General features: G+C 73.1%; 10 protein-coding genes. 7 read left to right on the forward strand and 3 right to left on the reverse strand.

Features of this window, described 5'->3' with window-relative positions:
- Positions 1–23: 23 nt before the first annotated feature.
- Both LNK82_RS39525 and LNK82_RS39530 read left to right on the forward strand, forming a co-directional pair.
- Positions 24–1,679, forward strand: coding sequence for an FAD-binding dehydrogenase (locus LNK82_RS39525; RefSeq protein ID WP_230571989.1), 1,656 nt, complete (start codon positions 24–26; stop codon positions 1,677–1,679).
- A 69-nt stretch (positions 1,680–1,748) separates the two neighbouring features.
- On the forward strand, positions 1,749–2,579 hold the full coding sequence (locus tag LNK82_RS39530) for a hypothetical protein (protein WP_230571990.1): 831 nt from the start codon (positions 1,749–1,751) through the stop codon (positions 2,577–2,579).
- A gap of 13 nt (positions 2,580–2,592) precedes the next feature.
- Here LNK82_RS39530 and LNK82_RS39535 read toward each other — a convergent pair whose 3' ends face one another.
- Both LNK82_RS39535 and LNK82_RS39540 read right to left on the reverse strand, forming a co-directional pair.
- Entirely contained in the window at positions 2,593–3,384 is a 792-nt protein-coding gene (locus LNK82_RS39535; RefSeq protein WP_230571991.1) for a hypothetical protein, read from the reverse strand.
- A gap of 84 nt (positions 3,385–3,468) precedes the next feature.
- Positions 3,469–6,204, reverse strand: a complete 2,736-nt coding sequence (locus LNK82_RS39540) for an AfsR/SARP family transcriptional regulator (RefSeq protein WP_268997837.1) — start codon at positions 6,202–6,204, stop codon at positions 3,469–3,471.
- Positions 6,205–6,360: 156 nt separating this feature from the next.
- Between LNK82_RS39540 and LNK82_RS39545 the strand changes: the two genes are divergently transcribed.
- From LNK82_RS39545 to LNK82_RS39555, 3 genes are read left to right on the forward strand one after another with little or no spacing between them, the layout of a single operon-like run.
- The gene (locus LNK82_RS39545; RefSeq protein WP_230571992.1) at positions 6,361–6,777 is read left to right on the forward strand and encodes a hypothetical protein; all 417 of its coding nucleotides are present in this window, start codon (positions 6,361–6,363) and stop codon (positions 6,775–6,777) included.
- 13 nt (positions 6,778–6,790) lie between these two features.
- Positions 6,791–8,443: a PPE domain-containing protein gene (locus tag LNK82_RS39550; protein ID WP_230571993.1), complete on the forward strand. Its 1,653-nt coding sequence runs from the start codon at positions 6,791–6,793 to the stop codon at positions 8,441–8,443.
- Positions 8,440–9,204: an ESX secretion-associated protein EspG gene (locus LNK82_RS39555; protein WP_230571994.1), complete on the forward strand. Its 765-nt coding sequence runs from the start codon at positions 8,440–8,442 to the stop codon at positions 9,202–9,204. The genes LNK82_RS39550 and LNK82_RS39555 overlap by 4 nt, the downstream gene beginning before the upstream one ends.
- Positions 9,205–9,315: 111 nt before the next feature.
- Here the strand turns inward: LNK82_RS39555 and LNK82_RS39560 are convergent, their stop codons facing one another.
- Positions 9,316–10,185, reverse strand: a complete 870-nt coding sequence (locus LNK82_RS39560; RefSeq protein ID WP_230571995.1) for an NAD(P)-dependent oxidoreductase — start codon at positions 10,183–10,185, stop codon at positions 9,316–9,318.
- A 206-nt stretch (positions 10,186–10,391) separates the two neighbouring features.
- On the opposite strand from LNK82_RS39560, the gene LNK82_RS39565 reads away from it, so the two are divergent.
- Entirely contained in the window at positions 10,392–12,494 is a 2,103-nt protein-coding gene (locus LNK82_RS39565; protein ID WP_230571996.1) for a putative bifunctional diguanylate cyclase/phosphodiesterase, read from the forward strand.
- 45 nt (positions 12,495–12,539) lie between these two features.
- Entirely contained in the window at positions 12,540–13,382 is an 843-nt protein-coding gene (locus LNK82_RS39570) for a S1C family serine protease (protein ID WP_230571997.1), read from the forward strand.
- The last annotated feature ends 147 nt before the right edge of the window (positions 13,383–13,529 follow it).

The following is a 13,529-nucleotide window of genomic DNA, read 5'->3' on the forward strand; positions in this document are numbered from 1 at the left end:
GCGGTTCGATCTAGACTCGCCCGATGGCACATGACGCGGATGTCATCGTGGTCGGCGCCGGCCTCGCGGGGCTGGTCGCCACCGCCGAACTGGCCGACGCCGGACGCAAGGTCATCCTCCTCGACCAGGAGCCGGAGGCCTCGTTCGGAGGTCAGGCGTTCTGGTCGTTCGGCGGGTTGTTCCTGGTGGACAGCCCGGAGCAGCGGCGGTTGAAGGTCAAGGACTCCGCGGAGCTCGCGCTGCAGGACTGGCTCGGCTCGGCCGCGTTCGACCGGGACGCCGACCACTGGCCGCGTCGGTGGGCCGAGGCGTACGTGGACTTCGCGGCGGGTGAGAAGCGGGCGTGGCTGCACGCGATGGGCGTGCGCTGGTTCCCCCTCGTGCAGTGGGCGGAGCGCGGCGGGTACCTGGCCGACGGGCACGGCAACTCCGTGCCGCGCTTCCACGTCACGTGGGGCACCGGGCCGGGCATCGTGGCGCCGTTCGAGCGGCGGGTGCGCGAGGGCGTGGCGCGCGGGCTCGTGCAGCTGCGGTTCCGGCACCGCGTGACCGGGCTGACCACCACCGGCGGCGCGGTGGACGGCGTGCGCGGCGAGGTGCTGGAGGCCGGCACGTCCGGTCGGGGTGAGCCGAGCTCCCGCACGGTGTCCGGCGAGTTCGACCTGCGCGCGCAGGCCGTGATCGTGACGTCCGGCGGCATCGGCGCGAACCACGAGATGGTGCGCCGCAACTGGCCGGCCCGCCTGGGCACGCCGCCCGAGCACATGCTGTCGGGCGTGCCCGACCACGTGGACGGCGAGATGCTCAAGGTCGTGCAGGACTCGGGCGGCGAGATCATCAACGAAGACCGGATGTGGCACTACCCCGAGGGCATCGCCAACTACGCACCGGTCTGGAGCAGGCACGGCATCCGCATCCTGCCCGGCCCGTCGTCGCTGTGGCTGGACGCGACCGGCTCGCGGCTGCCGATCCCGCTGTTCCCGGGGTTCGACGCGCTCGGCGCGTTGGAGCACATCGTCAAGACCGGGCACGGCTACTCGTGGTTCGTGCTCAACTCCAGGATCATCGGCAAGGAGTTCGCGCTGTCCGGGTCGGAGCAGAACCCCGACCTGACCGGCAAGGACGTGCGCGCGGTGCTGAAGCGGGCGATGCCGGGCGCGGTCGCGCCGGTGGAGGAGTTCGCGAAGCGGTCGGACGAGTTCATCTTCGGCCGCACGCCGGAGGAGCTGGCGGCCGGCATGAACAAGCTGACCGGCACGTCGTTGATCGACGCGGACGCGCTGCGGCGGACCATCGTGCAGCGCGACCGGCAGGTGATCTCGGGGCTGGGCAAGGACATGCAGATCAACGCCATGCGCGAGGCGCGGAAGTTCATCACGGACAAGCTGATCCGGGTGGTCGAGCCGCACCCGTTGCTGGACCCGAAGGCCGGCCCGCTGATCGCCGTGCGGCTGTCCGTCCTGACCCGCAAGACCCTGGGCGGCTTGCACACCGACCTGTCGGCCCGGGTGCTGAAGGCCGACGGCACCCCTCTCGACGGCGTCTACGCGGCCGGTGAGGCGTCGGGCTTCGGCGGCGGCGGCGTCCACGGCTACCGCGCGTTGGAGGGCACGTTCCTGGGCGGCTGCATCTTCTCTGGTCGGGTGGCGGGCCGCGCCGCCGCCGAGGCCACCGGCTGACCGCGCACCACCCGTCCGGGTAAGCAGAACTGCGGACCGCCGCACCCGACCGACCGCTACGTTCGGTCGATGAAGTGGGCACGGCGGGTGGCGGTCGCGGTGGTGGCGGTGCTCGTGGTCGGGGCCACCGCGTGGTTCGGCTACCGCCTCACCGCCGACCAGCCCGCGACCGGGGCCGCGCCGCCCGCGCCACCGACGTCCACCTCCACCTCCACGTCGACCCCGCCGGACCAGCGGATCGACCCCGCGCCGGACGAGCCCGCCGACTTCTACGCCGGGCGCGTCCCCGGGTCGTGGGCGCAGGTGGTCAGGACCAGGCCGGACGGGCTGCCCGAGGTCGGCGGACCTCCGACGGACTCACGCGCGGGCACCGGTGATTGCGCGCCGCCCTACCGCGCCGCGCGTGCGGTCGGCGGCGTCGACGGGCACCAGACGAACCTCCGGATCACCGTGATCCCCAGGTCGTTCAAGACCGTCACCGTCACCGCGCTGCGGATCCGCCGCTTGGACGTCCGCTGGGTGGGCGACCAGCCGCGCTACCTCTACCAGTGCGAGCAACCCCTGGACAGCGGCGGGTGGCGGAGCGACTTCGAAGTCCACGCGCACGAGGCAGAGGTGCACGAGCCGCTGCGGGACGGCGACGCCCTGCCGTTCACCGTGACCGCGGACCGCGGCGAGGTGTGGTGGGTGGAGGGGTCGGTGGTCACGCCGGCCAACGTCCACCGGTGGCAGGTCGAGGTCGACTACACCGCGGACGGCGTGCCGCGCACCAAGGTCCTCGACCGGGACGGCGACGGAGAGCCGTTCGTGACCGAGGAGGCGCAGCGCGTCCACGACTTCGACGAGGCCTTCGCCTGGTGCGCCGAGCCCGGTCCGCCGGGGTTCCGAGCCGCGTGCTGACCGGCGGGGTCGGCTAGCGGCCCGACCACGTCGTGCCGCCGAGCGACGAGTACGAGTGCGCGACGCCGCTCGTGGCGGCGGTGGCGAAGTGGCCGCCGTCCGGCGGCACGGTCCTGGTGCCCGGCTTGCCGCGGCTGGTGTACTCGACGACGATCTGCCAGCGGCACAGGCACTTCGTGGTGATCGGGGTGATGTCGATGGTCTTGGTGGCGTCGTGCGCCAGCTCCTGGACGGTGTCCGACGCGTAAGGGCTGCCCGCGCTGCCGTCCCCCGTCTGGTGGCGCACGACGGGGCTGTCCTCGTCCAGGTCCACGACGACGCGGTCGGGCGAGCCGGAGCTGACGCAGGCGAACGCCGTGCCGGCCGGCGGGGCCAGCCGCTCGGTGACCCGCACGGCGATCCGGTTCACCACGACCGTGCCGCCCTGGTTGTGCAGGTTGAGCCGGACCACCGTGCCGCTCGCGTAGGCGCCGCCCCGCCCGACCGCCCACTGGACGACCGACCGGCAGCTCTGGTCGTTCGGGAAGCCCTGCGGCCCCACGTCCTCGCCGAGCACGGCGGCGGGCAGGTCCACGTCCGGCTGGTAGGCGGCGGTGGCCGTGAGGTCGGACTGCCGCGACCAGTGCCCGTAGAGGGCCGCACCGCCGAAAACCAGGCCGACCACCGCGAACACCACCCACAGGTGCCACCAGCGGAAGCCGCGGTTGCCGAAGTGGACGCCGCCGTGCAGCACACCCGTCTGCACCACCGTGTCGACGGTGGAGCGGTCCACCGAGTTCCGGAAGGTGGGTTCGTCGTTCACCATCGCCGCCCCCTCGACGTCGTGGACCAATGTAGGGGCGCGGTCAGCGGACCGAGTACGTAGAAGGGCGGATTCCCCCGTTGGTGTTCAGAGGGTCGGGCAAGTGGTCAGGTCCAGCTTGCGGGCCAGGTCGTCGGCGTCGGCCAGGCGCAGGTCGCGGTACAGGTGCAGGGCGGCCAGCCAGTGCGGCCGGGCGGCGGCCGGGCCCTCCGACTGCTCCAGGACGTCCCCGATCGCGCGGTGGCACAACGCCTCCTGGTAGCGGTCGCCCAGGCGGGCCGCCAGCGCCAGCCCCGCGCGGTAGGACTCCAGGGCCTCGTCGGCACGGCCCAGCTGCTGGGACGCGGCGCCCACGGTGTGCAGCGTCGCCGTGTGCGCCTTGGACGGCGCCGAGGGGAACAGGCCCAGCGCCTCCCTCGCGTGCCGCAACGCCTCCTCCGGCTGGTGCTTGCGCAGCAGCACGTTGGCCAGGTTGTTCTGGATGCTCGCCTGCGACCGGTTGTCGCCGACCTCCCGCGCGACCTCCAGCGCCACCAGGATCGTCTCCTGCGCCCGGTCCAGCTGGTCGTCGGCCATCAGGCAGTACCCGAGGTTCGCCAACGCCGCCAGCTCCAGGTGGCGGTCGCCGTCGGCCAGCGCCGCCGCCCGCGTGCACGCCTCGATCGCCTCGTCGATCCGCTCCAGGTCGGCCAACGTCGAACCCAACCGCAGCAGGAACGTCGCCTCGGCGTGCCGGTCGCCCAACGACCGCGTCGCCGCCAACCCGATCCGGCACAGCGCCAGGCGGTCCAGCCGGTTGCCGCGCCGGAAGTGGAACGCGTCCAGGCACAGCGCGAGCTGCCACGTCCGCTCCCGCTGCCCGCCGTTCACCGCGATGTCCAGCGCGAGCCCGAGGTTCGCCTCCTCCAGCGTGAACCAGTCCAGCGCCGCCGCGTGCGACGGCAGCTCCGGGAACGACGCCGGCCGGTGCTCCGCCGGTCCGAACGGCCGCACGTGGTCGGACAGGTGCGCCCGCGCCCGGTCCGCGACGTGCAGGTAGTAGTCCAGCAGCCGGTTCGTCGCCACCTGGTTGTCCACTTCGGACTCCGTGGCCGCCAGGTGGTGGGTGAACAGCCGCACCAGGTCGTGCCGCGAGTAGCGGTCCGGCGTCGACTCGTGCAGCAGGTTCGCGTAGGCCAGCGTCCGCAGGTGCGTCCGCGCGCTGACCACGTTGATGTCCAGCAACGCCGCCGCCGTGTAGCTGTCCAGGTCCGTCCCGGGGTGCAGGCCCAGCCGCCGGAACAGCCGCGCCGCGCCCTCCGGCAGCTCCCGGTAGCTCACCGCCAGCGCCGCGTGCACCCCGCGCCCCGCCTCCGGCAGCGACAACGCCGACAGCCGCCCCTGCTCGTCGCGCAGCTCGTCCACCAGCGACTGGATCGTCCACCGCGGCCGGGACGCCAACCGCGCGCCCGCGATCCGCAACGCCAGCGGCAGCCGGTCGCACAGCTCCACCAGCTCCGCCACCGCGTCCGGCTCCTGCTCGATGCGCTGACGCCCCAGCACGGCGGTCAGCAGGTCCTCGGCGATCGACTCCGGCAGGGTCGGCACGGGCAGCGACGACGCGCCCTCCGTCACCACCAGGTCGTCCAGCCGGTGCCTGCTCGTCACCAGCACGAGGCACCGCGCCGAGCCGGGCAGCAGCGGCCGGACCTGCTCGGCCGACCGGGCGTTGTCCAGGAACACCAGCACCCGCCGCCCGGCCAGCAACGACCGGTACTGCGCGGCCTGGTCCTCCAGGTCGACCGCGATCTGCGAGTCGGTCAGCCCCAGCGCCCGCAGGAACCCGACCAGCGCCGTGCGCGGGTCGAGCGGCTCGGTCTCGTCGAACCCGCGCAGGTTCACGAACAGCTGCCCGTCCGGGAAGTCGCCCGCCACGCCGTGCGCCCAGCGCAGCGCCAACGCCGTCTTGCCGACGCCGGCCGGACCGACCAGCAGCCCGATCGCCGAGTCCTGCCCGCTCAGGGCCGCGCCGAGGTCCGACAGCTCCTCCTCGCGCCCGACGAAACCCCGGTGCTCGCGCGGCAGCTGGGCGGGCGCGCGGTCCACCGGCGTCGACGGCGCGGTGTCGCCCGCCAGCACGGTCTGGTAGGCCTCGCGCAGCTCCGGCCCCGGGTCGACGCCCAGCTCGTCGGCCAGCCGCTCCCGCGTCCGGTGGAACAGCGCCAGCGCCTCGGCCTGCCGACCGGTCCAGTGCAGCGCCAGCACCAACCGCGACACCAACGCCTCGCGCAACGGGTTGGCGTCCACCGCGTCGCGCAGCCCGGAGACCGCCTCGGCCGCCCGGTCCAGCCGCGTCAGCCGGGTCGCCAGCTCCTGCACGGCCACCAGCCGCAGCTCCTCCAGCCGCGCCGACACCGCCTCCCGCAGCTGGTCGCCCGGCACGTCGGCCAGCACCGGGCCGCGCCACAGCGCCAACGCCTCCCGCAGCAGCCGCACGGCGTCGTCGTCCGTCGCCTCGCGCGCGCTCACCAGCAGGTCCTCGAACCGGAACACGTCGACGGCCGCGCGTTCGCCGGTCAGGACGTACCCCGGTGCCCGGGTGACGAGCGCTACACCGTCGGCGATGACCTTGCGGAGCTGGGCGATATGTCCCTGGAGGGCGGCTTTGGCCTGCGGCGGTGGTGAGCCGTCCCACACGAGCTCGAGCAGCCGGTCGCCGGACACCACGCGGTTCAGCTCGAGCGCGAGCGCCGCCAGGACCGTCCGCCGCTTGGCCGCGCCCAGCCGAACGGCTTCCCCACCTGCGGAAACCAGCTCGACGGGGCCAAGCAGGTTCACCCGCATCCGCAAGCCCTTTCGGCGTTGTCACCGTGTAGTCGAAGAGTTTCCCACAGTCGTCACCGCACTCCGGCGGGCCGCGTTGGGCGCACGTTGGCCGGGCGTTGGAGGACAGGTGAATGGTCGGTTTCGTCCAGCAGGCTGCCTTCGCGAGGGATACCGATGTACATCGCCGAAACCGGGGATGAAGTGGCCCCGCCCCAGGAGGTCCCGACCGTCAACGGTCAGGTCGTGGCCCTCCAGGAGACCGTGAACTCCGGCCGGGTGTCACTCGATCCCGCCACCGGCGAGGAACTGCGCAAGATGCTCCTGGAGCAGATGGACCAGGTCGACTCGTGGCTGGAGCGCGCCGGCCGGCTGGCCCGTCCCGCGCCGATCGGCCGCAACCCCGTCGGCGACCGGCTGGCGCAGAAGTTCGAGGCGCGCGCGGACGGTGACCCGCGGTCGTTCGTGGCCGTGATGACGGCCTACCGCGAGGTGCTCCAGCAGACGCACGACTCGGTGCAGAACGCGATCCGCAACTTCACCGCCGTCGACGACGAGAGCAGCGTCGAGCTGCGCAAGCTGAGCGGGAACTAGGGGGCTGGCGACGATGGCGACGGAGCGCGTGGAACTGCGGCCCGACGAGGCGAGGCGGTTGGCCCGCGAAGAGCGGGAGGTCGACCTGGTCCTGACCGACACCCAGAACTGGGCGTCCCGGTCGCACCGCGAGCTGTACGAGGCGGTGCACAACAACAACGACCCCGGCCAGACGGGCGAGATCGGCGCGGAGTGGGGCCAGTTCGGCACCGAGCTGACCGAGGCCGCGCGGCTGATCAACGAGCGCGTGGCGGTCAGCGAGTCCGGCTGGACGGGCGACGCGGCGGACGCGGCGCGACTCGCGATCAAGGGCCTGGCCGACTGGGTCACGCACACCGCCGAGACCGCGGTCGAGGTCGGCAAGCGGGTGCAGGACGAGAGCCAGATCATGGAGAACGCCCGGGCCAGCATGCCCGAGCCGGTCGAGTTCAACTGGGACCAGGCCACGGGCGTGTTCACCGCGGGCGGCATCCAGGGCCTGGCCGGCTCCGCCGCGGACGTGCAGGCGGCCAACGAGCACGCGCGGGCGCTGCACGAGCACGCCGTGACGGTCATGAGCACGATGGAGCGCGAGTCGCAGGCGGTCGACCAGACCACGCCGCAGTTCAGCGCGCCGTTCAACCCCGTCACCGGCCGCACCGAGGAGCCGGAGGTCGCGCTGATGCGGGCCACGTCGACCGCGACGTTGGCGGGCGCGGCGGCGGACAGCGTCGGGGTCGCGGGCGGCGCCACGGCCCCTTCGTCCTTCACGGCGACGCAGCCGGCGCAGCAGGTGCAGGCGGTGCGGCCGATGGAGCCGGCGCAGGCGTACCAGCCGGCGCAGTCGACGCCCGCCACGCAGCCGGGCGGGTACTCGCCGGCCGCGGCGTCCTACTCGACGGCTCCCGGGTCGTACGGCAGCGGCACGTACGCCAGCGGCGCGTCGGCGCCGACGGCTCCGCCCGTGCCGTCGAGCCCGCAGCCGGTGTACCGGCCCGAGGGCACGACGGCCGCCGCGGCGGCGGCCCAGGTGCCGGTGGCGAACCCGTACACCCCGCCGTCAGGTGGTGGCGGCTACAACTACACCCCGCCGCCCGGTAGCGGCTACACCCCGCCCGGTGGCAGCGGTTACGTGCCGCCGTACCAGCCGGCCAACCCCAACACCCAGCCCCGCCAGGGTGGCGGCACCCTGCCGCCCGGCGTGAAGCCGCCGACCTACGTCCCGGCCGGCAGCCCCGGCACGCCTCCGGTGCAAGGCCTGCCCGGTGGGGGTGGCGGCGCCGGCGGTGGCGGTGGCGCGCCCGGCGCGCGGATGCCCGGCGGCATGCCCCCCGGCGGCTTCGGCGGTGGTGGTGGCGCCGGTGGCTTCGGCCCGACCGGTTCCGGTGGCGCGGGCGGCGGCGGCTCGTTGGCCGCGGGTGGTTCGACCGGCGCGATCGGCAACGCCGGTCCGCGTGGCCCGATGCCCGTCGGCGGCTTCGGTCCCGGCGGCGCGGCGGCGGCGTCCCCGATGGCCGGTGGCGCGCCGATGGGCGGCGCCGGCGCGGGCGGCCAGGGCGGCGAGGACAAGGAGCACCGGGCCGCGGCGTACATCCGCGGCGAGGACATCTTCGAGGTGCCCGGTGAGAACCTGCCCCCGTCGGTGATCGGCGGCGCGAAGCCCAAGAAGAAGGGCGACCAGTCGTGATCGAGCCCGAGTTCGTGCTCACGCCGCGGGAGCTGGACGTGCTGTGGCACCACCTCGACCTCGGCCGGCTGCCCTACCCGCTGGACGTGCCGAGCCTCGGCGACTCCGAGGAGGAGCGCAAGCGGTTGCGGGAGGAGGTGCTCGCCGCGTACGGCGAGCCCGACCCCCGGCTGGTGGCGCTGCTCCGGCTGCTCGGCGACCACGAGGTGGCCGTCGACGCGGTCGCCCACGTGGACCGGTCGGTGCGGGCGGTGGCCGTGTCCGACGGCGACCGGGCCGCGTTGGCGGTGATCGACAGCGGCTCGATCGGCGTGCTGGAGATCCGGCCGACCGCGTTGGCCAGGTCGATCGTCGAGGTGCTGCCGGACGGGTCCGCGGGGCCGGGCAGCGCGTTGTCGCTGCGGCTGGAGACGTTGAACGCGGCCGTCGCGCTGCAGAACGAGCAGCCGGACGACGACGGCGACGACCCGTGGGGCAGCGGCGAGCTGGACGAGCGGGAGGCCTTGCAGAAGGCCGGGCTCTCCCGCGAGGACGCGACCGTGGTCAGCGAGCTGGCCGCGAGCCGGGTCGCGGGCGGCCAGTTCGGGGTCACCGTGGGCGGCGGCTACCGCCGTGACCGGGCCGGCGCCCTGATCACGTGGTTCGACACGCACCAGGGCCGCTACCTGATGGTCCACGAGGACGGCTGGCTCAGCCTCGCCCCGACCGACAACGACCGCATCGCCACCCGGATCGCCTCGGTCCTCTCCACCGTCTCCTGACCGCACCCGGGCCCTGAACGTAGGACTCTCGCGAGAGTCCTACGTTCAGAACCCGCGTGTCGAACGCTCAGGTCCCGCGTGTCCTGCGTTCAGGACCCCCGAGTTCAACGCTCAGGACGCGGTCGACCCCGCCCGGAACCGCTCCACCACCCGCGAGTAGCTGTCGTCACCGTGCCCGTCCTCGACCACGGCGCGCAGCAGCCGCTGCGTGTACGACGGGAACTCCGCGTCGATCCCCCGCTCCCGGCTCTCCCGCACCAGGTCGTCCACGGCCGGCAGGTGGTGCTTCAACGCGCCGAACGGCACCGCGTACTCACCCCGGTCCACCTCCTCCGCCAACGACGGCAGGTAGCCGAGCAACCCGGTCAACGACGCCGCCGCCTCCTCCACGAACCGCTTCACCTCCACGCCCTGGCTCGACAACAGCGCCGCCGCGTGCAGGAACCCGTTGAGCGTGCCCCACATCGTGCCGTTCATCGCCATCCCGAACAGCGCCGGCGCCCCCGCATCGTCCCCGAGGAATTTCCCGCCACCACCCAACAACGACAACACCTCGCGGTAACGCCTATAAGCGCCCTCGTCACCCCCGAAGAACAGCACCGAATCCGGGTGCCCGATCGCCGGCGCGATGGTCATGATCTGCCCGTGGACGTACTCCGCACCGCGTTCCACGGCCCACGAAGCCACCTCACGCGCCTCACCGGACGTCCCGTCGGTCAGGTTCACCACCACCCGCCCCGCCAACGACCCGGCCGACGCCAGGATCGACCGCGCCGCGTCGTTCCCCTTCACGTTCACCACGACGAGATCCCCACCGGCCACGGCCTCCGCCGCCGTCGACGCGCCCACCGCACCCCTGGCGACGAGCTCGTCCGCCTTGCCCGGAGAGCGGTTCCACACCGTGGTCCGCTGCCCGCCGTCGAGGAACGCGCCGGCGAGCGCGCTCCCCATCTCCCCCAAGCCCAGCACAGTCACAGCCATGGCCCAGACGCTAAAACCTCAGGTTTACTAGAGGTCAAGCCGATCCCCCGAGATCACGCCCCGCTGAAGAGAAGCGCTGATCGTCTTGCCGAACGCCGACCGGTGGCCAGTAAGCTGACCGGGACCAGCGGTCCGTATTACCCCATTCGAGTGACCTATGGGTCGGGAATACGCATGTCGGAGCGACGAATGGCACTCAGAGCCGAATGACGATGGCAGGCGCGGCGAGACTCGGTGACGAGCCCGGACAATCCCGGGTCGCGTTCGCACGCGAGTGGGCCGCCGCCATCGCGGCGTCCGCGGTGCCGACGAACGCGCCCGACGACCGGCTGGAAGACCTCCTCACCGAACTCACCGCCACCCTGCACGCCGCCGTCCGCGACGACGGGTCGACGGCGAAGGCGCGCGAGGTCGGCCGCGGCCTGGTCGAGCACGGCCTGGTCGCCTCCGAGACGCTGGAGCGCACGCTCGCGTTCGTCGGCGAGCACCTGGCCGCCGACGTCGTGCCCGGTCGCCTGATGGCCGCGCTCGGCGCGCTGGCCGCCGGGTTCACCGACGCGCTGTGCCAACGCTCGCTGGACGAGCAGGAACAGCACCACGAGCTGAGATCCACCCGATCGACCGAATCCGCGGTTCGGGCGGGTGAAGCGAAGTTCCGCGCCGTGTTCCAGACCTCGGCGTTGGCCATCACGGTCTCCGACGCCGACGGCGTGATCCTCGACTGCAACGACGCCATGCTCGCGATGACGGACCACACCGCCGACGAGCTGATCGGCACGCTCGGCCGCGACCTGGTCCACCCGGACGAGCGCGAGTTGGTCTCCCGCGCCGCCCAGCGCTTACACGCGGGGCACGAGCACGTGCGCGTCGAGACCCGGCTGGTCCGCGCCGATGGCGAACTCGTCAACGTGCTCGTCGCCCTCGCCCTGCTGCGTGACGACGACGGCGCGCCCGCGTTCTACGTCACCATGATCGAAAGCCTGGACGAGGTCCGCGCGCTGCAGTCGCAGCTGGTGCGGCAGAGCCTGCACGACATGCAGACGGGCCTGGCCAACCGTTCGCAGTTCGTCGGCTGGCTGGAGGGCGCGGTCGGCTCCCGCGGCCCGGCGACGCTCGCGCTGGTCGTGTTCGACCTCGACGGGTTCCGGGTGGTCAACGACGCGTACGGGCACGAGGTCGGCAACCGGATCCTCACCGCGGTCGCCGGGCACCTGCGGTCGGTGTTCGACGGGGTCGGGCAGCTGGCCCGGATCGGGCCGGACGAGTTCGCCGTGCTGATCCGCGACCCGGTCGACGTGGCCACGGTGGTGGCGCTCGCCGAGTCGGCCGTCGAGCGGTTCGCCGAACCCGTGTGGGTGGAGGACGACGGCATCGGCGTGACCGCCAGCGTCGGCATCGTGGTGCGGCCCGCGCGCGGTGCGGACGCGGCCGAGCTGCTGCGGTGCGTCGACCTGACCGTGCGGTGGGCCAAGGACGACGGCAAGGCGCAGTGGGCGCTCTACGACAAGGAGCGCGACCAGCGGGAACGGGCCCGGATGCGGTTGGCGGCGTCCATCGCGGGCGGGCTGGAGCAGGGCGAGTTCCGGGTCGACTACGAGCCGGTGCACTCGCTGGCCGACGGTTCGCTGCTGGCCGTCGAGGCGCGGTTGCGGTGGGACCACCCGACGGTGGGCGTGCTCGACCCGCAGGAGCTGGTGTCGCTGTCGACGTGCACCGGGATGGCGGCGCGGCTGGGCCAGTGGGCCATCGCGCAGGCGTGCGCCGACGCGGGCCGGTGGCACGCCGAGTTCGGCGACGCCGCGCCCGTGGTGAGCATGGACCTGACCGCGCGGGAGTGCCAGGAGCCCGAGCTGGTGGCGACCGTGCGGCGGGCGTTGCGCGACGGTGGGCTGCCGGCGCGGCTGCTGCAGTTCGAGCTGGGCGAGCAGCTGCCCGCGTTGATCAACGAGGACCAGGTGGACGAGCTGACGTACCTGGCCGGGGACGGCGTGCGGCTGGTGCTCGACCAGGTCGGCGGCGGCAACGTGCCGTTCGACCGGTTGCGGCGGATACCGCTGACGGCGGTGAAGTTCCAGGGCTCGCCGGTGTACGGGCTGGCGGAGGGCGCGGACCGGGTCGAGGAGAGCGCGGCCGTGGCGCTGCTCACGTGGACGCGGACGTTGGGGCTGCCGCTGTACGCGGCGGGCGTGCGCACGGAGTTCGAGGCGCGGCGGCTGGTGGAGCTCGGCGTGACGGGCGCGCAGGGGCCGCTGTTCGGGTCGGCGTTGCTGACCGCCGACGAGGTCCGCGGGATTCTTGGCAAGTCCTGATCGGGCGCTCAGGCTGCGCATAGGGTCGGGGCCGACCCTGGGGTCATGACGACAGAGGACTTCCCCGCCGTGAGCGGGTCGTTGGAGGAGCGGGCGCCGTTCTGGCGGCGTCGGACCGGTGCGGTCGTGACCTCGGCGGCGCTGGTCGCCGCGTTGGTCGGTGGCGCCACCGGCGGGGTGGTCGGGGCGATGAACGCCACGTCCGTCGCGGGAGCGCCGGTGAGCAGCGGCCAGGTCGCGTTGAACGCCTCGTCCACTTCGGACGTCTCGAGCGTCGCGGCGCGCGTGCTGCCGAGCGTGGTGCAGGTGAACGTGGTGACGGCGCAGGGGCAGGGCCTCGGCTCCGGGGTGGTGCTGACCTCGGACGGGCGGATCCTGACCAACAACCACGTGGTCGCGGGCGCGCAGCAGGTGACGGTGACGTTGAGCGACGGGCGGACCGTGGGCGCCACCGTGGTGGGTGCCGACGCGTCGAGCGACCTGGCGGTCGTGCAGGCGTCGGGGGTGAGCGGGCTGACGCCCGCGAAGTTCGGCGACTCCGACCAGGTGAAGATCGGTGACGAGGTCGTGGCGATCGGCTCGCCCGAGGGCCTCCAGGGCACCGTCACGTCGGGGATCGTCAGCGCGCTCGATCGCGAGGTCACCGTGCCGGGCACGTCGACCGGTCGCCGCGGCTCCTCGACGGTGAGCTACCAGGCGATCCAGACCGACGCGTCGATCAACCCGGGCAACTCGGGCGGGCCGCTGGTCGACTCGGCCGGCGAGGTGGTCGGCATCAACTCGGCGATCTACTCGCCCGCGTCGGACGGCGGCGAGGCGGGCAGCGTGGGCATCGGCTTCGCGATCCCGTCCAACCAGGTGAAGCAGATCGTCGACCGGCTGTCCTGAGCGTTGAACTCAGGTGTTCTGAACGTAGGAGCGTTATTCAGAACTCTTGATCGCTGGTGACAGCGCAACGGCCCCGCCTGGTTAAGATCGTTTTCCTCTCACAGAAGACGTCTGACCAGGAGCGGAGCCGTTGCGTTACCAGTCTAC

This window comes from Saccharothrix luteola (assembly GCF_020859565.1).
In the GTDB taxonomy this organism is placed as follows: Bacteria; Actinomycetota; Actinomycetes; order Mycobacteriales; family Pseudonocardiaceae; genus Actinosynnema; species Actinosynnema luteola.